Source organism: Pseudomonas sp. MWU318 (assembly GCF_016756945.1).
Lineage (GTDB): Bacteria > Pseudomonadota > Gammaproteobacteria > Pseudomonadales > Pseudomonadaceae > Aquipseudomonas > Aquipseudomonas putida_A.
Genome location: NZ_JAESJL010000005.1, coordinates 387,244 through 405,848 on the forward strand (window position 1 = coordinate 387,244; position 18,605 = coordinate 405,848).

The 18,605-nt window shown below is 60.3% G+C and carries 14 protein-coding genes and 1 pseudogene; 4 read left to right on the forward strand and 11 right to left on the reverse strand.

Features of this window, described 5'->3' with window-relative positions:
* Nucleotides 1-48: 48 nt before the first annotated feature.
* Both JN524_RS14885 and JN524_RS14890 read right to left on the reverse strand, forming a co-directional pair.
* Nucleotides 49-1,200, reverse strand: a complete 1,152-nt coding sequence (locus tag JN524_RS14885; RefSeq protein WP_202369811.1) for a M14 family metallopeptidase — start codon at nt 1,198-1,200, stop codon at nt 49-51.
* A 478-nt stretch (nt 1,201-1,678) separates the two neighbouring features.
* A complete protein-coding gene (locus JN524_RS14890) occupies nt 1,679-2,017 on the reverse strand; it encodes a DUF6124 family protein (protein WP_202369812.1) in 339 nt (112 codons plus the stop codon).
* A 131-nt stretch (nt 2,018-2,148) separates the two neighbouring features.
* Here JN524_RS14890 and JN524_RS14895 point away from each other — a divergent pair.
* A pseudogene (locus JN524_RS14895) lies at nt 2,149-2,808 on the forward strand (LexA family protein).
* Nucleotides 2,809-2,847: 39 nt separating this feature from the next.
* Here the strand turns inward: JN524_RS14895 and JN524_RS14900 are convergent.
* The 4 genes from JN524_RS14900 to JN524_RS14915 all read right to left on the reverse strand — a co-directional run bounded on the left by JN524_RS14900 (nt 2,848) and on the right by JN524_RS14915 (nt 8,517).
* Nucleotides 2,848-4,797, reverse strand: a complete 1,950-nt coding sequence (locus JN524_RS14900; protein ID WP_202369813.1) for an acetyl/propionyl/methylcrotonyl-CoA carboxylase subunit alpha — start codon at nt 4,795-4,797, stop codon at nt 2,848-2,850.
* Nucleotides 4,797-5,612, reverse strand: coding sequence for a gamma-carboxygeranoyl-CoA hydratase (locus JN524_RS14905; protein ID WP_202369814.1), 816 nt, complete (start codon nt 5,610-5,612; stop codon nt 4,797-4,799). The genes JN524_RS14900 and JN524_RS14905 overlap by 1 nt, the downstream gene beginning before the upstream one ends.
* A gap of 120 nt (nt 5,613-5,732) precedes the next feature.
* The gene (locus JN524_RS14910; protein WP_134785980.1) at nt 5,733-7,340 is read right to left on the reverse strand and encodes a carboxyl transferase domain-containing protein; all 1,608 of its coding nucleotides are present in this window, start codon (nt 7,338-7,340) and stop codon (nt 5,733-5,735) included.
* Between the two features lie 13 nt (nt 7,341-7,353).
* Nucleotides 7,354-8,517, reverse strand: a complete 1,164-nt coding sequence (locus JN524_RS14915) for an isovaleryl-CoA dehydrogenase (RefSeq protein WP_041068789.1) — start codon at nt 8,515-8,517, stop codon at nt 7,354-7,356.
* A gap of 358 nt (nt 8,518-8,875) precedes the next feature.
* On the opposite strand from JN524_RS14915, the gene JN524_RS14920 reads away from it, so the two are divergent.
* On the forward strand, nt 8,876-10,570 hold the full coding sequence (locus JN524_RS14920; protein WP_202369815.1) for an AMP-binding protein: 1,695 nt from the start codon (nt 8,876-8,878) through the stop codon (nt 10,568-10,570).
* Nucleotides 10,571-11,199: 629 nt separating this feature from the next.
* On the opposite strand, the gene JN524_RS14925 is transcribed toward JN524_RS14920, so the two are convergent.
* From JN524_RS14925 to JN524_RS14935, 3 genes are all read right to left on the reverse strand, one after another.
* The gene (locus JN524_RS14925) at nt 11,200-12,099 is read right to left on the reverse strand and encodes a hydroxymethylglutaryl-CoA lyase (RefSeq protein WP_202369816.1); all 900 of its coding nucleotides are present in this window, start codon (nt 12,097-12,099) and stop codon (nt 11,200-11,202) included.
* 144 nt (nt 12,100-12,243) lie between these two features.
* The gene (locus JN524_RS14930; RefSeq protein ID WP_202369817.1) at nt 12,244-12,642 is read right to left on the reverse strand and encodes a MerR family transcriptional regulator; all 399 of its coding nucleotides are present in this window, start codon (nt 12,640-12,642) and stop codon (nt 12,244-12,246) included.
* A 178-nt stretch (nt 12,643-12,820) separates the two neighbouring features.
* Nucleotides 12,821-13,750 (reverse strand): LysR family transcriptional regulator, encoded by a 930-nt coding sequence (locus tag JN524_RS14935; RefSeq protein WP_027614626.1) that lies wholly within the window; start codon nt 13,748-13,750, stop codon nt 12,821-12,823.
* 157 nt (nt 13,751-13,907) lie between these two features.
* On the opposite strand from JN524_RS14935, the gene JN524_RS14940 reads away from it, so the two are divergent.
* Nucleotides 13,908-15,137 carry an acyl-CoA dehydrogenase gene (locus JN524_RS14940; protein ID WP_041075051.1) on the forward strand — a complete coding sequence of 410 codons (1,230 nt, stop codon included), beginning with the start codon at nt 13,908-13,910 and terminating at the stop codon, nt 15,135-15,137.
* A gap of 144 nt (nt 15,138-15,281) precedes the next feature.
* On the opposite strand, the gene JN524_RS14945 is transcribed toward JN524_RS14940, so the two are convergent.
* On the reverse strand, nt 15,282-16,616 hold the full coding sequence (locus JN524_RS14945; protein WP_202369818.1) for a substrate-binding domain-containing protein: 1,335 nt from the start codon (nt 16,614-16,616) through the stop codon (nt 15,282-15,284).
* Nucleotides 16,617-16,778: 162 nt separating this feature from the next.
* Nucleotides 16,779-17,591: an exodeoxyribonuclease III gene (xthA, locus tag JN524_RS14950; RefSeq protein WP_202369819.1), complete on the reverse strand. Its 813-nt coding sequence runs from the start codon at nt 17,589-17,591 to the stop codon at nt 16,779-16,781.
* Between the two features lie 327 nt (nt 17,592-17,918).
* Here xthA and JN524_RS14955 point away from each other — a divergent pair, with 327 nt between their 5' ends.
* The gene (locus tag JN524_RS14955) at nt 17,919-18,569 is read left to right on the forward strand and encodes a GNAT family N-acetyltransferase (protein ID WP_007961094.1); all 651 of its coding nucleotides are present in this window, start codon (nt 17,919-17,921) and stop codon (nt 18,567-18,569) included.
* Nucleotides 18,570-18,605: the final 36 nt, after the last annotated feature.

An 18,605-nucleotide genomic window follows, 5' to 3' on the forward strand; every position in this document is an offset into this window, starting at 1 on the left:
AAAGATCGCAGGCATAGCTGCGATCTTTGGGTAGAGCGGGGGGAGGGATCAGCGCAGAGTGTCGACCATGTCTGCGATGGTGGTCAGCACGTCCTTGCCCAGCTGTTTCGAGCGCTTGCCCGACCAGCCTGTTTCTTTGTTCGGATGGTCATCGTGATCCTTGAACGGCATTTCCAGGGTCAGCGACAGGCAGTCGTATTTCTGGCCGACCGCGTTGCATGCCAGAGTCATGTTGGCCTGGCCCGGTTCGTCGCGGGTGTAGCCGTACTGGGTCTGGAAGTCTTTGGTGGTGTGCTTGAGGTGCGTGCGGAAATGCTCTTCGAGCTTTTCGATGCGCGGCGTGTAACCCGGGTTGCCTTCACAACCGGCGGTGAACACGTGGGGGATTTCCTCATCACCATGTACGTCGAGGAACAGATCGACGCCGTACTTTTCCATCTGCTGTTGTACGAAAAGGACTTCAGGGCTGATGTCCTGGCTGGCGCTCTGCCAGGCGCGGTTCAGGTCCTGGCCCATGGCATTGGTTCGCAGATGCCCGTGGAAGGCGCCGTCCGGATTCATGTTCGGCACCAGATACAGATCGGCGCTGGCCAGCAGCTTGTTCAGCACCGGGTCGTCGTGGCGTTCCAGGCGTTCGATCACGCCTTCCATGAACCATTCGGCCATGTGCTCGCCCGGGTGCTGTTGCGCGATGATCCAGATTTTGCGCTGGCCTTCGGCGCCGCTGCCCTTGCGCAGCAGTTGAATGTCACGACTCTCGACGCTTTTGCCGGTGGCCAGCAGTTCGGTGCCGGCCTTGGTCAGCGCTTGCTCGATCAGCCAGTCGTGACGACCGCGGCTGTAGGGTTCGAAGTAGGCGAACCAGGCGTGGGTCTGCTCGGCTTCGAGGCAGAAGCGCAGGCTGTCGCCTTCAAAACTGGTAGGAATGCGGAACCAGTTGACGTGGTCGTAGGAAGCGACGGCCTGATAGCCGGTCCAGGCTTTGTTGTAGGAGGATTGGCTGGCGTTGACCAGGCGAAACCAGTGTTCCTGATTAACATGCAGGCCGCTGGCCTTGAAGTGGAACCACTGGAAGTGAGCGCTACGGGTATCCGGGCGAATGGCCAGAACCGGGTTGAGCGGATTGGAGATGTCGATGACTTGGATGTTGCCGCTGTCGAAGTTGGCGCTGATGTCGAACGAAGATTTGGCCACGGTCATATCGGTTCCTGAATATGATTTTTATGGCAGCTACTTTACACGCAAGACTGGGGTGAAACCGAGGGAAATTGCGGCTTGCGGTGGGGGCGTCTTCCGTGACGCGCAAGCAGCTTAGAGAGTGTGCGATTGATTCTCAAGTGCTAATTGTCATTAGTTTGCTCCAATCGGGCCGGGCTTTGCTTGCCAAGCGATATTCTTTTGATATTATCCGCGCCATCGAATTTGCAGCACCAAAGACTTCATTAGCCTGAAGCCATAAGCCCGAAAAACGGGCAAAAAAAGACCCGGCAAAAAGCCGGGTCAAAAACCGTGATTAGCCTGATGAGGAGATAGTCCAGAAGACCGACCTGAGGTCTCTGGTCCATCGACTGATCTCGCGACCAGCTGCTTGCAATAATAATCATTATCATTTGCAAGTCAAATGTTTTTATCTGCGCGATTGGAAAATTCTTTCCTGTCCGTCTGCTTCCAGTGTCCGTCAGAGCTGCCCGCCATCAATTGAATGGTCGACCATCGCTCGCGCCATATCCACCATATGCACCACCGAAAATGCCAGGTCACGACTCGCGCCTTGCAGGTTTTCTGCTGCCTTGAAGGCGGTGGCGGCTGCACAACGCAGCAGATCCGACGCGTGCACCAGGGCCTCTTCGCCGCTGAGATGGCGTTTTACATCGAAAAAGCGTTCGTCCACCTCGGGTTCTGACACAGCTGGTTTCAAGTAATAGTCCAGTGCTCGCTGCGCTGCTGCGTTGCCCTGAGGGGAGGTGAACGTGGTGTCCATTTGCAGATCGGGCAAGTCTTTGCTGCTGATATTCATGGTGAAGGGTCACTCCTTGTTCGATTGAAAGTCCGTGCTTCCAGCATAGTACGATGCGTAGTTGTGACCAGAATTTAAATACTACAATATGTGTTTTGCCGGCCGAAGGCGGGGCAAGTAAGGTGCCGCACATGGATAAATGGATTGAGTTGGTCAAGGCCAAAATGAGTGAACTCAAAATCACTCAAACAGAGCTCGGAGAGCGCGTCGGCATGTCCCAGGGCGGGATCGGCCATTGGCTGAACAAACGTCGCGAGCCGGGTATCACGGAAATGAACCGCGTATTGCAGGCACTCGGGATGGACTTCCTGGAAGTTGTGCTGGTGATTCGCGAGCCGCAGGAGACCGACGATGACGACATGCCCCTGGCGCAGAAGTACAACCCGTACTTCCGCTATCCGGTCAGCGACTGGCACACGCCGTGCGAATCGCGCGAGAGTGCAACCGCCGCTTACGCCCCGACGCATGACAAGCAGCGCTTCGAACTGACGGACTATCACGCCCGTGGCGCAGCGTTCTGGCTGACCGTGACGGGAAACTCGATGACCGCACCTTCCGGCCAGAGCATCGCCGAAGGCATGCTGATCCTGGTGGATCCGGAAGTGGAAGCGCTGCCCGGCAAACTGGTGATCGCCCAGTGGCAGGGCTGCGATGAAGCGATCTTTCGCAAGCTCGACGAAGAGGGCGGCTAGCGTTATCTGGTACCGCTCAATCCGACCTGGCCCAAAGCCCTGTTCACCGATGAGTGCCGAATCATCGGCGTGGTGGTTCAGGCCACGGCGCGTTTCTAGTCAGATCGATCCTCGCTCGGCGTAGGATTGATCTCCCATTTACACGGCTTCCAATTCAACCAAAGCGCTGCCTTCGCCGACCATTTCACCTTCCTGGCAATACAGCGCTTTGATCACTCCCGCATGGGGCGCGCGAATGCTGTGCTCCATCTTCATTGCTTCGAGCACCACCAGTTGCGCGCCGGCCTCGACCGACTGCCCGGCCTCCACCAACACCCGCACGATGCTGCCGTTCATGGGTGCAGTCAGACCACCCTGATGGCTGTGGCTGGCGTCGACGGCGCTGATCGGGTCGTACGTCTGAATGCGCCGCAACTCGCCGTCCCATTGCAGGTACAGCGAATCGCCCTGACGAATGGCGCGCAAGGTACGGCGTACGCCATCGTGCTCGACCACCAGTGCTTCACCGGACAGTGTGGCGTTGCCTGAGCTATTCAGCGTCAGCGCCCGATCCTGGCCCTCGCAGCTCAAATGCAAAGTGACTTCTGCCGGCAGGCCGGCGCGCAAACCACTGTTCAAGGCCCACGGCGACCCCGGATCATCCGCCCGAACAGTACCCGGCAAACTCTGCGCGAAAGCCTGTGCTGCCGTATTCCAGAACCCATCACTCAGTTCACCCGGAGCCGGCAGAAGCGTTTCCTGATAACGCGGAATAAACCCGGTATCCAGCTCCGCCGCAGCAAACGCGGGATGCGCGATGATCCGCCGCAGGAAGTTGATGTTGGTCTTCAAGCCGCCAATCGCGAACTCATCGAGCATGCTTAACAGCCGCAGGCGAGCCTGCTCGCGATCTTCGCCCCAGGCAATCAGCTTGCCGAGCATCGGGTCATAGAACGGCGAAATTTCATCGTCTTCTGCAACCCCGCTATCCACCCGACGCCCCGGTCCGGCGGCCGATTCACGGTAAAGCTCCAGACGTCCGGTGGCGGGCAGGAAATCATTCGACGGATCTTCGGCATACAGGCGCACTTCAATCGCATGGCCATTGAGCGGCACTTGTTCCTGTGTGATCGGCAACGCTTCACCGCGTGCCACACGAATCTGCCACGCCACCAGATCAAGACCGGTGATCGCTTCGGTGACCGGGTGTTCGACCTGCAAGCGCGTGTTCATCTCCATGAAGAAGAATTCGCCGCGCGCATCGAGCAGAAACTCCACGGTGCCGGCACCGACGTAACCGATCGCCTGCGCCGAACGCACAGCCGCTTCGCCCATGGCGCGGCGCAGTTCCGGGGTCAGGCCCGGGGCCGGGGCTTCTTCGACGACCTTCTGGTGCCGGCGCTGGATCGAGCAATCACGCTCGTTGAGGTACAGGCAGTTGCCATGCTGATCGGCGAACACCTGAATTTCCACATGGCGTGGTTTGAGCAGGTATTTCTCCACCAGCATCCGCGAATCGCCGAACGACGACTGCGCCTCACGCTGCGCCGAGGCCAGCGCTTCGGCCAGTTGGCTGACGTCCTCAACCACTTTCATACCTTTGCCGCCGCCACCGGCCGTGGCCTTGAGCAGCACCGGATAGCCAATGCGTGCGCAGGCATCGCGGAAGGTTTCGAGATCCTGCGCCTCGCCGTGATAGCCCGGCACCAGCGGCACGCCGGCGGTTTCCATCAAGGCCTTGGCTGCGGATTTGCTACCCATCGCGTCGATGGCCGAGGCGGGGGGACCGAGGAAAATCAGCCCGGCCTGTTCAATGGCACGGGCGAAGCCGGCGTTCTCCGACAGAAAGCCGTAACCCGGGTGAATCGCCTGCGCGCCGCTGGCCTTGGCCGCTGCGATCAGTTTTTCGATTTGCAGATAACTGTCAGCGGCTTTGCTGCCACCGAGATCAACGCGGATATCCGCTTCCCGGCTGTGGCGCGCTTCGCGGTCGGTGGCGCTGTGCACGGCGACGGTGGTCAGGCCAAGCGCCTTGGCGGTACGCATGACCCGGCAAGCGATCTCGCCGCGGTTGGCCACCAGCAGGGTGGTGAGAACAGGTGCGCTCATCAACGCGGCTCCTTGGTGGTGGTTGCGGCTTGCCAGCTCGGTGCACGTTTTTGCAGGAAGGCGCGCAAGCCTTCCTGGCCTTCAGGGCTGACGCGGATGCGCGCGATGGCGTTTTCGGTGTAGCGGCGCAGCGCCGGGGTCAGCGCGCCGTTACCGACTTCGCGCAACAGATCCTTGCTGGCGCGCATCGCGGCAGGACTGTTGAGCAGCAGGTTATCGATCCATTGCTCGACGGCTTGATCAAGCTCGGCGGCCGGGTAGCTCTCGGACAACAAGCCGATTTCTCGCGCACGCTGCCCGCCGAAGCGCTCGGCGGTCAGCGCATAGCGACGTGCCGCACGTTCGCCGATGGCCTGCACCACGAACGGACTGATCACCGCCGGCGCCAGGCCGATGCGCACTTCCGACAGACAGAACTGCGCATCATCGGCGCCAATCGCCATGTCGCAGCAACTGATCAGCCCCAGCGCGCCGCCGAACGCCGCGCCTTGCACCACGGCCACGGTCGGGATTTTCAGCTTGGCGAGGTTGTACATCAGCTCCGCCAGTTCGCGGGCATCGTCCAGGTTGGTGTGGTAATCGAGTTCGGCCGATTGCTGCATCCACGCCAGATCGGCGCCGGCGCTGAAATGCTTGCCACGCCCGCGCACCACCAGGAAACGCAGGCTGGCATCGCTGGCGACCTTGTCCAGCGCCAGAATCAGTTCGCGGATCATCTCAGCGTTGAACGCGTTGTTCTTTTCCGCACGGTTGAGCCACAGGGTGGCGAAACCCCTTGGGTCGTTGTGCAATTCGAGGGTGTTGAAATCGCTCATATTCTTCCGTCTCCACGGTTCTTGTGGGAGCGAGCCTGCTCGCGAAAGCGGTGTATCAGTCGAAGTATCCGGAGCTGACAGACCGTCTTCGCGAGCAGGCTCGCTCCCACAAAAAAAGCATCACATCCGGAACACGCCGAAGCGGCTCGGTTCGATAGGCGCGTTCAACGACGCGGACAAGGCCAGGGCCAGCACATCGCGGGTCTGCGCCGGGTCGATGACGCCGTCGTCCCACAGGCGTGCGCTGGAGTAGTAGGGGTGACCCTGCTCTTCGTACTGGTCGAGGATCGGTTGCTTGATCTCGGCTTCCTGCGCGGCGCTGAAGGTCTGGCCGCTGCGTTCGGCCTGCTCGCGTTTGACCTGCACCAGCACGCCCGCAGCCTGTTCGGCACCCATCACGCCGATGCGCGCATTCGGCCACATCCACAGGAAGCGCGGATCGTAAGCGCGCCCGCACATGCCGTAGTTACCGGCGCCGAAACTGCCGCCGATGATCACGGTGAATTTCGGCACTTTGGCGCAGGCCACGGCGGTCACCAGTTTCGCGCCGTGCTTGGCGATGCCTCCGGCCTCGTATTTCTGGCCGACCATGAACCCGGTGATGTTCTGCAGGAACAGCAGCGGAATGCCGCGCTGGCAGGCCAGTTCGATGAAGTGCGCACCTTTTTGCGCGGCTTCGGCGAAGAGGATGCCGTTGTTGGCGAGGATCGCGATCGGGTAGCCATGCAGGTGCGCAAAACCGCAGACCAGCGTGGTGCCGAACAGCGCCTTGAATTCATCGAACACCGAACCGTCGACCAGCCGCGCAATCACTTCGCGCACGTCGAATGGCTGTTTGGCGTCGGCCGAAACCACGCCATATAACTCGTCGCTGGCGTACAGCGGCGCAATCGGCGTGCGCTGCTGCACTTCGCCGAGCTTGCGCCAGTTGAGGTTGGCGACGCTGCGGCGGGCGAGGGCGAGGGCGTGTTCGTCGCTCTCGGCGTAATGGTCGGCCACGCCGGAAATCTTGCAGTGCACATCGGCACCGCCGAGGTCTTCAGCGCTGACCACTTCTCCGGTCGCGGCTTTCACTAAAGGTGGGCCGGCGAGGAAGATCGTTGCCTGATTGCGCACCATGATCGCTTCGTCCGCCATCGCCGGCACATAGGCACCGCCCGCGGTGCACGAGCCCATGACCACGGCGATCTGCGGAATGCCCATCGCGCTCATGTTGGCCTGGTTGAAGAAGATCCGGCCAAAGTGCTCGCGATCCGGGAACACCTCGTCCTGACGCGGCAGGTTGGCGCCGCCCGAGTCCACCAGATAGATGCACGGCAGGCGGTTCTGCTGGGCGATGGTCTGCGCGCGCAGGTGTTTTTTCACGGTCAGCGGGTAGTACGAGCCACCTTTCACCGTCGCGTCGTTGGCGACGATCATGCACTCGACGCCTTCGACCCGGCCGATCCCGGCAATCACCCCGGCGGCTGGCACGTCTTCGCCGTACACCGCGTGCGCGGCGAGCTGGCTGATCTCGAGAAACGGCGAGCCCGGATCAAGCAGGCGGTTGATGCGTTCGCGCGGGAGCAACTTGCCTCGCGAGGTGTGACGTTCCTGGGCTTTCGCGCCGCCGCCCTGCGCCACTTGGGCGAGCAGGGTGTGCAGCGCGTCGACCTGTTCAAGCATCGCCGCGCTGTTGGCGGCGAACTCCGCTGAACGGGGATTGAGCTGGGTATGCAGGATAGCCATGTGCAGCTCCGTTTTAGCGGGTTTCGTTGAACAGTTCGCGGCCGATCAGCATGCGCCGGATCTCACTGGTGCCCGCGCCGATTTCGTACAGCTTGGCATCACGCAGCAGACGCCCGGCCGGGAATTCGTTGATGTAGCCGTTACCGCCGAGAATCTGGATCGCGTCGAGGGCCATTTGTGTGGCGCGCTCGGCGGTGTAGAGGATCACCCCGGCGGCGTCCTTGCGCGTGGTTTCGCCACGCTCGCAGGCCTGAGCGACTGCATACAGGTAGGCGCGGCTGGCGTTGAGCTGGGTGTACATGTCGGCGACTTTGCCCTGGATCAGCTGGAATTCGCCGATGCTCTGGCCGAACTGCTTGCGATCGTGGATGTACGGCACGATCAGGTCCATGCACGACTGCATGATCCCGGTCGGACCGCCGGACAGTACGACGCGCTCGTAATCGAGGCCGCTCATCAGCACTTTCACGCCACCGTTGAGCACACCGAGGATGTTTTCTTCCGGCACTTCGACGTCATCGAAGAACAGCTCGCAGGTGTTGGAACCGCGCATGCCGAGCTTGTCGAACTTGTTGCTGCGGCTGAAGCCTTTCCAGTCGCGCTCGACGATGAACGCGGTGATGCCGTGCGGGCCTTTTTCCAGGTCGGTCTTGGCGTAGATCACGTAGGTGTTGGCGTCGGGGCCGTTGGTGATCCAGGTCTTGCTGCCATTGAGCACGAAGCGGTCGCCGCGTTTGTCGGCGCGCAGTTTCATCGAGACCACGTCGGAACCGGCGTTCGGCTCGCTCATGGCGAGTGCACCAACGTGTTCGCCGCTGATCAGCTTCGGCAGGTATTTGGATTTCTGTTCGTGGTTGCCGTTGCGGTTGATCTGGTTGACGCAGAGATTGGAGTGCGCGCCGTAGGACAGCGCCACGGAAGCCGAGCCGCGGCTGATTTCTTCCATCGCCACCACGTGCGCCAGGTAACCCAGGCCCGCGCCGCCGTACTCTTCCGGCACGGTGATGCCGAGCAGGCCCATGTCACCGAATTTGCGCCACATGTCGGCCGGGAACAGGTTGTCGTGGTCGATCTGCGCGGCGCGTGGCGCGATCTGATCGGCGACGAAGGACTGAACTTGATCGCGCAGCATGTCGATGGTTTCACCGAGGGCGAAGTTCAGGGATGGATAGCTCATGGGTCACCTTTTGGCTTTTTTGTAGGTTGGAAGGGCGGTCGAACGGCTCTCACCTTTACGTTAACGTAAGCCTGTGACGAATGACTGTCAATCACCCTTTACGTTAACGTCAACTTGAGCGAGAGTAGGGGCAGTTCAGGATTGAAAGCGGAGTGCTTTTTTGTGAGCGCGAGCTTGTGTGGCGAGGGGATTCATCCCCGAAGGTTGGCGAAGCCGACCCAAAACCTGTGAATGCGGTTCAGCAGGAAAAACTGAGGGTGCGCTTCGCACACCATCGGGGATGAATCCCCTCACCACAAAGCCACCCGCAAAAAAGTGAGCTCCGGTAAACCCACTAATAAAGACAATAGGGGTCGTCATGGATCAACCCAGTGCAAACTCGCAGCGCAGCTACAACCGTGGCTCACAGGACAAGGCCTTGCTGGCGATGACCATCGGGCAGAAGTTCGACCAGACGGTTGCGCAACACCCGCACGGCGAGGCGCTGGTCGTAAGGCATCAGCAGTTGCGTTACACCTGGCGGCAACTGGCCGACGCGGTGGATGTTCACGCCAGAGCCTTGCTGGCGCTGGGTTTGCAGGCCGGCGACCGGCTCGGCATCTGGGCGCCGAACTGCGCGCAGTGGTGCATCACGCAAATCGCCACGGCGAAGATCGGCGTGATCCTGGTCAACATCAACCCGGCCTACCGCAGCTCCGAACTGGAATACGTGCTCAAGCAGTCCGGTTGCCAGTGGCTGGTGTGCGCCGGCGCGTTCAAGTCCTCCAACTACCACGCCATGCTGCAAGGGCTGGTACCGGAACTTGCGGAGCAGTCCATCGGCCGATTGCGTAGCGAACGTCTGGCGGATTTACGTGGGGTGATCAGCCTCGACGCACAGCCACCGTCGGGCTTCCTGCCGTGGTCGCAACTGGCCGATCTGGCGAGCAGTGTTTCGCCCGAACAGTTGCGTGAGCGCAGCGACAGCCTGCACTTCGATCAACCGGTGAACATCCAGTACACCTCCGGCACCACCGGTTTCCCCAAGGGCGCGACCCTCAGTCACTACAACATCCTCAACAACGGTTACATGGTCGGCGAAAGCATCGGCCTGACCCCGGGTGACCGTTTGGTGATTCCCGTGCCGCTGTACCACTGCTTTGGCATGGTCATGGGCAACCTCGGCTGCATCACCCACGCCAGCACCATGATTTATCCCAACGACGCGTTCGACCCGTTATTGACCCTGCAAACCGTCGCCGAAGAACAAGCCACCGGTCTCTATGGCGTGCCAACCATGTTCATCGCCATGCTCGATCAACCGCTGCGTGGCGAATTCGATCTGTCGAGCCTGCGTACCGGGATCATGGCCGGCGCCACGTGCCCGATCGAGGTGATGCGCCGGGTCATCAGCGAGATGCACATGAGCGAAGTGCAGATTGCCTACGGCATGACCGAGACCAGTCCGGTGTCGCTGCAGACCGGGCCGAACGATGAGCTGGAACTGCGCGTGACCACCGTCGGCCGCACCCAGCCGCAACTGGAAAGCAAGATCATTGACGAGGCGGGCAACCTGGTGCCGCGCGGCACGATCGGTGAGCTGTGCACCCGCGGTTACAGTGTGATGCTCGGTTACTGGAGCAACCCGCAAGCCACGGCCGAAGCCATCGACGAGGCCGGCTGGATGCACACCGGCGACCTGGCGAGCATGAACGATGAGGGTTACGTGAACATCGCCGGGCGTAACAAGGACATGATCATTCGCGGTGGCGAGAATATTTACCCGCGTGAGCTGGAAGAATTTTTCTTCACCCACCCGGCGGTGGCGGACGTACAAGTGATCGGCATTCCGTGCTCGCGTTACGGCGAGGAGATTGTCGCCTGGATCAAATTCCATCCCGGCCACAATGCCACCGAACAAGAGCTGCAAGCGTGGTGCAAGGAGCGCATCGCCCACTTCAAGACGCCGCGTTACTTCAAGTTTGTGGAGGAGTTTCCGATGACGGTGACGGGCAAGATCCAGAAGTTTCGGATGCGTGAGATCAGTATCGAGGAGCTGAAGGCGCTGCATTGAAGATCAAAAGATCGCAGCCTGCGGCAGCTCCTACAGGGGATCGGTGTAGGAGCTGCCGCAGGCTGCGATCTTTTAAAAAACAGAAATCACAGAAAGCACAAAGGGGAGCCGAAGCTCCCCTTTAATTTTGTCGTCGCGTGCTCTTTTTTATTATTGAGGGGCGGTCTGTTGTTGTTTTTGGCAACCGTGGCCCTTTACCGCTGTTTTTGGCGACCCCCATCCGGGGTCAAGAGCAAACGTATTTTTTTGAGCGCTGATCTGCTTTCTCGTTAAACGATCCAACCGATTCGGGAGCTACCTGAAGGTAGTTTTATTGTTCTCTGCCCGGTTGCGGGTCATTCCGAGGAATACCCTGAAAAGCACACCTTCTCCAAAAAAATCTGTTAGCTGCGTCTCTGCAGTGTTGTTTTTGTTATGTCAGAGTCGGTACGTCTTATTTTTATTGGTTTGCTGCTTTTTATTCTTGTTATGCCATAGAGATAGCAGAAGCCGTGCCAACTTTTTAAAACCCTTTTAAATCAAGGCGTTGGTATTTTTGAAGGATTTTTCCTTCAGGGCAAACCAGACAATTTGTTTCCGTGTTACTCGACTTCGCCCACGTTTCGGACACAGCGGTAACACCTTCGCCCTCACTGGGCGTTACGGGCCTTGGCCACACGCGAACCGCTCGGGCGACCGAGCACCGCGCTGATCTGCTGACCCGCCGCAATCAAGGCGTCCAGGTTGATACCGGTCTCGATGCCCAGGCCGTTGAGCAGGTACACCACGTCTTCGGTGGCGACGTTACCGCTCGCGCCTTTGGCGTACGGGCAGCCGCCGAGGCCGGCGATAGAGCTGTCGAACACCGCGATGCCTTCCAGCAGGCTGGCATAGATGTTGGCCATCGCCTGGCCGTAGGTGTCGTGGAAGTGCCCGGCGAGTTTTTCCCGTGGCACTTGCGCCGACACCACTTCGAACAGCCGCCGGGTCGCGCCGGCGGTGCCGGTGCCGATGGTGTCGCCGAGGGACACTTCGTAGCAGCCCATCGCATACAACTCGCGGGCGACCATCGCCACTTGTTCCGGTGCGACCTCGCCTTCATAAGGGCAGTCGAGCACGCAGGACACGTAACCGCGCACGGTAACGCCGTGCTGTTTCGCCGCTTCCATGATCGGTGCGAAGCGCGCCAGGCTTTCGCTGATCGAGCAATTGATGTTGCGCTGCGAGAACGCCTCGGACGCCGCAGCGAACACCGCGACTTCTTTCACACCGGCCGCCAGTGCATCTTCAAAACCGCGCAGGTTCGGCGCCAGTGCGCCGTAGGTCACGCCGGGTTTGCGCTGGATCTGCGCAAACACCTCGGCGGATCCGGCCATTTGCGGCACCCATTTCGGTGAGACGAAACTGCCGACTTCGATATAACCAAGGCCGGCGGCGCTCAGGGCGTCGACCAGTTGCACCTTGTCAGCCACGCTGATCGGTTGGGCTTCGTTCTGCAGGCCATCGCGCGGGCCGACTTCGATCAGGCGTACTTGAGAGGGGAGGGACATGGGGTTGACCTGCTCTTCTGAATTCGAGGTGAACCCTTGTAGGAGTGAGCCTGCTCGCGATAGCGGTGAGTCAGTTAATATTTGCTCGACTGACACACCGCTATCGCGAGCAGGCTCACTCCTACAAGGGATTTGTGTTGTTTACTAGCTCGCCTGCTGGCCCTTGAGCGTCTGCTCCAACGCCTGCACGCAGCGTTCTTCAGCGGTGTCGAGTTCCAGCTTCATCTGTTCGATGTCGAGCAACTGCTGCTCGAGCTGTTCGCGGCGCTCGCCGATTTTTGCCAGCATGCTGTTGAGCTGTTTAGTGTTACCGCTGGACGGGTCATAGAGCTCGATCAGCTCACGGCATTCGGCCAGGGAGAAACCGATGCGCTTGCCACGCAGGATCAGCTTCAGGCTGACCTTGTCGCGCGGCGAGTAGATGCGTTCCTGGCCACGGCGCTCAGGGCTGAGCAGGCCTTGTTCTTCATAAAAGCGGATCGCCCGGGTGGTGATGTCCAGCTCGCGGGCGAGGTCGGAAATGCTGTAGGTCTGGCTGCTCATGAAAGCGCTCGGAAAAAGGTCTTGGCGCTAAGCTAATGGCGAGTTGACGTTTACGTCAAGAAGGATGATCTGCGGTGTTCTTGTGGGCCTCATCGCGAGCAGGCTCACTCCTACAATTGAAACGCGGTCGTATGTAGGAGTGAGCCTGCTCGCGATGCCAGCGACTCGGTGCAAAGACTTACACCTTGTCGAGCTTCTTCTCCTGCGCTGCCACCTGCTGGCACAACTCGATGATCTGCTCGCGCATCCAGCGATTTGCTGGATCCTGGTCGGTGCTTTCATGCCAGTACAGGTGAGTCTCCAGCGGCGGCACGTCGTTGACCGGCAGGTTGAACGCATGCAAGTCATTACGCCGGGCAAAGCGTTCGGGCACCGTCATCACCATGTCGGTCTGCTGCATGACCTGCGACGCCATCAGATAATGCTGCGAGCGCAGGGCGATCTTGCGCTGAATGCCCATTTTGCCTAGCGCCAAATCGACATAACCCAACCCGCTGCGGCGGCTGGAGATGTGAATGTGAGTCAGCGACAGGTAATCATCGAGACTGAGTTTTTCCTTGCCCGCCAGCGGATGGCCCTTGCGCATCGCACAGACGTAACGGTCTTCCATCAGCTTGACGTGGCGCACCTGCGGGTCGGTGTTGAGCGGTGCATCCACGGCGAAATCCAGACGTCCGGCGGCCAGTTCCTTGGTGGTCTCGCGGCGTTTGGACAGGAAACTTTCAATGATCACCGTCGGCGCCAGACGCCGCAAACGCTGGAACAGCGGCGGCAGGATCACCGCCTCCGTCAGGTCGGTCATGCTGATGCGGTAAGTCTTCACTGCCTGCGCCGGGTTGAAGATCCGGCTCTCCTGCACCGACACCCGCAGCAGTGACAGCGCGTTGCGTACCGGGCCGATGATGTTCTGCGCCATCGGTGTCGGCACCATGCCCTGGGCGGTGCGCACGAACAGCGGATCGTTGAAGGTCTCGCGCAACCGCGCCAGCGCGTTGGACACCGCCGGCTGGGTAATCCCGACAATCTGCCCGGCGCGGGTCAGGTTGGCTTCGGTGTAGATCGCGTCGAAGACGATGAAAAGGTTGAGGTCGACCTTACTCAGATTCATAACGCGGCTTCTCTTGTTCTAGGGGCTGACGATCAGCGGATCATATATCGGTGATGAATGTTTATACACGCCGAGAATAGGCTAGGTAAATTATCAGCGCTGTTCTAGCATCGATTGCATGATCTGAACAACCTCTGCCTAAAGAAGGTAATTGCTCATGGATTTCGCTTATTCGCCCAAGGTGCAAGAACTGCGTGAGCGCGTGACCGCGTTCATGGACACTTACGTTTACCCGGCCGAAGCCGTGTTTGAACGCCAGGTTGCCGAGGGTGATCGCTGGCAGCCGACCGCGATCATGGAAGAGCTCAAGGCCAAGGCCAAGGCTGAAGGGCTGTGGAATCTGTTCCTGCCGGAATCGGAACTCGGCGCCGGCCTGACCAACCTGGAATACGCCCCGCTGGCAGAAATCATGGGCCGCTCGCTGCTGGGGCCGGAGCCGTTCAACTGCTCGGCGCCGGACACCGGCAACATGGAAGTGCTGGTGCGCTACGCCAACGAAGAGCAGAAGCAGCGCTGGCTCGAACCGCTGCTGCGCGGCGAGATCCGCTCGGCGTTCGCCATGACCGAGCCGGACGTGGCCTCGTCAGATGCCACCAACATGGCCGCCCGCGCCGTGCGTGATGGCGATGAGTGGGTGATCAACGGCAAGAAGTGGTGGACTTCCGGCGCCTGCGATCCGCGCTGCAAGATCCTGATCTTCATGGGCCTGAGCAATCCCGACGCGCCGCGTCATGCGCAGCACTCGATGATCCTCGTGCCGGTCGACACCCCCGGGGTGAAAATCGTCCGTCCGCTGCCGGTGTTTGGCTACGACGATGCCCCGCACGGGCATGCCGAAGTGTTGTTCGACAACGTGCGCGTGCCTTACGAAAACGTCCTGCTCGGCGAAGGTCGCGGCTTCGAAATAGCTCAGGGTCGCCTCGGTCCAGGGCGGATTCACCACTGCATGCGCTCGATCGGCATGGCTGAACGTGCGCTGGAATTGATGTGCAAACGCTCGGTGAGCCGCACCGCGTTCGGCAAACCGCTGGCGCGTCTGGGCGGTAACGTCGACAAAATCGCCGACTCGCGGATGGAAATCGACATGGCGCGCCTGCTGACCCTGAAAGCGGCGTACATGATGGACACCGTCGGCAACAAAGTAGCGAAGAGCGAGATCGCGCAGATCAAGGTCGTCGCACCGAACGTGGCGCTGCGGGTGATCGACCGGGCGATCCAGATCCACGGCGGGGCCGGGGTTTCCAACGATTTCCCGCTGGCCTATATGTACGCCATGCAGCGCACCCTGCGCCTGGCCGACGGCCCGGACGAAGTGCACCGCGCGGCGATCGGCAAGTTCGAGATCGGCAAGTACGTGCCGAAGGAAATGCTGCGCAGCGAGCGCTGATCCTAGACCAAGTTATCGTTCATCGCTGGCAAGCCAGCTCCCACAGTTTTTTTGAACGTACATGAATTTTGTGTACGACTCGGACACTGTGGGAGCTGGCTTGCCAGCGATGACTTAAGCCGATTCAGTGCATCAACATCAGGTCTAATACACCCAAACCTCAACCCGCCGATTCTTGATCCTGCCTTCATCCGCACTGTTCGCCGCCACCGGCATCAACGCGCCAAACCCGCGCACTTCGCGCATCACCACGCCGTTCTTCACCAGTTCGCGGCGCACCGCCATCGCCCGCAGTTTCGATAACAGGTCGGCGCGGGCCGGATCGTCTTTCTCGTCGCCAAACCCCACCAGCGTCACCGCGCGCTCGGTCTTGTCGTGGCGCTGTATATAGTCGAGCACCCGCGCCAGATCCTGCCGCGCCTTGTTGTCGAGGCTGGCGCTGCCTTCCTCGAAACGGAAATTCACCGTCAGACGCTGGGCATGGCGGCTGAGGGATTGATAACCCTCGGGCATCAGCGCATTCGGTGTCACGGTCATCGCGTGCACGGTCTGGCTGATGAAGCCGTTGGCCGCGACAATCTTCTGGCCCTGTGGGCTTTGCGCAAACGCCACCAGTGCCGATGCCCACGGATTCTGGTTGCCGGGCGGCAGATAAAAGAACAGGCGTCGCGACAGCGGATAGTCCTCAGTGGCAATCAGACTGTTAAGCGGCAACATCGATTGCGATGCGCCGTCGGCAATCGCCACGGCTTTGGCCTGGCGCACATAAGGCAGACCGATGAAACCGATACCCTGCGGATCGCTGCTCACCGCGTCGGACAATTGCTCGCTGGATTCGAAGCGTTTCGCACTGGAACTCAGACTTTTCCCACGCCGACCCAGCACCAGTTCCTTGAACGTGTCGTAAGTGCCGGATTGATCATCCCGCGCATATAAATGAATCGCGCCGCCGCGACCGCCGAGGTCTTCCCAGGTTTTCACCTCACCGGCGAAGATCCGCGCCAGTTGCTCGGTGTCCAGTTGCTGCAGTGGGTTGCCGGGGTTAAGGATGATCGCCAGGCCGTCGATGGCAATCACCTGCTCGGCGGCGGCGCTTTTCAGATCGCCGAGCGCTTGCAGGCTGAGCAGTTCGCTGTCCTTGATCGGTCGGGAGGAGGCGGCGAGGTCGGCACTGGCGCTTTTCAGCGCGGTGAATCCGGTGCTGGAACCGTGGGCGGCGACTTCAATCACCACCCGTTTGCCTTGGGCGGTCTGGCCGACGATGTGTTGTTCGTTGGCGGCGTCGGGGTTCTCGCGGTGAATTTTCAGCAGGCCCTGGTCCTGCAGAAAACCTTCAACCAACGCCGGGCCGAGATCGGCGCCAATGGTGTTGGAACCCTGAATGCGCAATGCCGGGCCGTTTTCAGGGATGGGCAGGGTGGCGGCGCTGACCGTCAGCCATGCACTCGACACAAAAGCGAACAGAACACGCAGGGTCATGCCGGCACCGAATCAAGCCAAGGGGATTGCCGGGGAGATTAAGTCAGGCGCATGACCAAAACATGACAGATCAAAAGATCGCAGCCTTCGGCAGCTCCTACAGGAAAACGCGTTCCAATGTAGGAGCTGCCGGAGGCTGCGATCTTTTGATCTTGACCAATATCAGCTCAACTCAAGCCAGATCGGCGCATGATCCGACGGTTTTTCCATCCCGCGCAGTTCATAGTCCACGCCCGCATCCTTGACCCTTGGCAGCAAACCATGGGAGGCGAGGATCACGTCGATACGCAGCCCGCGCTTCGGTTCGTCTTCAAAACCACGGCTGCGATAGTCGAACCAGCTGAACATATCGGTCACGTCCGGGTTCAGGTGACGATAGCTGTCGGTCAGGCCCCAGCTTTTCAGGCGGGCCATCCACTCGCGCTCTTCCGGCAGGAAGCTGCATTTGCCGGTTTTCAGCCAGCGCTTCATGTTGTCCGGGCCGATGCCGATGTCGCAGTCTTCCGGGGAAATGTTCACATCGCCCATCACCACCAACGGTTGTTCGTTGTGGAACTGGCTTTCCAGCAGGGTTTGCAGGTCGCTGTAAAAGCGTTGCTTGGCCGGGAATTTGGTCGGGTGATCGCGGCTTTCGCCCTGCGGGAAGTAGCCGTTCATGATGGTCACCGGCACGCCATTGGCGTCGGCGAAGGTGCCCCAGATAAAGCGGCGCTGCGCGTCTTCTTCATCGCTGGCGAAACCTTTGTGGATCGCAATCGGTTCTTTGCGCGACAGCAGCGCGACGCCGTAATGGCCTTTCTGCCCGTGGAAATAAACGTGGTAGCCCAGCGCGCGCACTTCTTCCAGCGGGAACTGGTCGTCGTGAACCTTGGTTTCCTGCAGGCCGATCACGTCCGGCTGATGCTTTTCGATCAGCGCTGCCAGCTGATGCGGACGGGCGCGCAGTCCGTTGATGTTGAAGGAAACAATCTTCATGGTCGGCAGTCCTGGCAAAAGGGCGATGCTAGCTGACATGTGGGATGGGGGCCAGTGTGGGGTAAGCAGATTCGCTGTGTTCTGTCAGATGTGTGCTGTCTGTAGGGGCCCCATCGCTGGCAAGCCAGCTCGCACAGGCTCAATGGTGTTCACATATTTTGTGTGCGACGCAGGCACTGTGGGAGCTGGCTTGCCAGCGATGAGGCCCGCCCGGTCGATGAAGATCCCGAGTTGGTCTATACCTGTGGGGAACTGCGCCACCCGCAAAAGGTTCGTACCATCAAGAGCGCAGTCATTTGAGCCGCGCCCCGGGGGAGAATCACCGTCATGCCTGAAACCCAGACCGCCATCGCCGACATCCACATGCTCGACCGCGGTTACTCGCGCGAAGCCCGATCGCTGCTGTATCAGGCCTATCGCCACGAGCCGACCTTCGGTTACCTGTTCGAGGCCGAGCGGCCAGGTTACGAGCAGCGCGTGCGGGCCACGGTGCGTGAACTGGTCAAACAGCACTTTCTGCAGGATCAGCCGGCCATCGGCCTGTTAGTCAACGACCGGCTGATCGGCATCGCCCTGATCGCGCCGCCGCAGCGTCGCCTGGGCATCACCGAGAGTTGGGCGTGGCGCCTGCGCATGGTGCTCAGCACCGGATTCCGCTGCACCCGGCGCTATCTGGAATACCACGATGCAGTGGCCGCCTGCGTGCCCAGCGATTCGGTGCACATGCTGCCGCTGCTGGGGATTCATCCGCAGTTTCAGGGCAAACACTTCGGCGAGCAGTTGCTGACCGCCGTGCACAACTGGTGCGCGGTGGACGAAACCTCGCAAGGCGTGGTGCTCGACACCGGCAACCCGCGTTACCTGGAATTCTATAAACGCCAGGGCTACGAAGAGATCGGCGAAGTGGCCGTCGGCCCGGTGCGCGAGCACGTGTTTTTCCACGCCAATCCGCAGGTGTTACAAACTGCAACGGCTTAGCCATAGAACTTTTCAGGAAATTTCCTGTTCTATCAC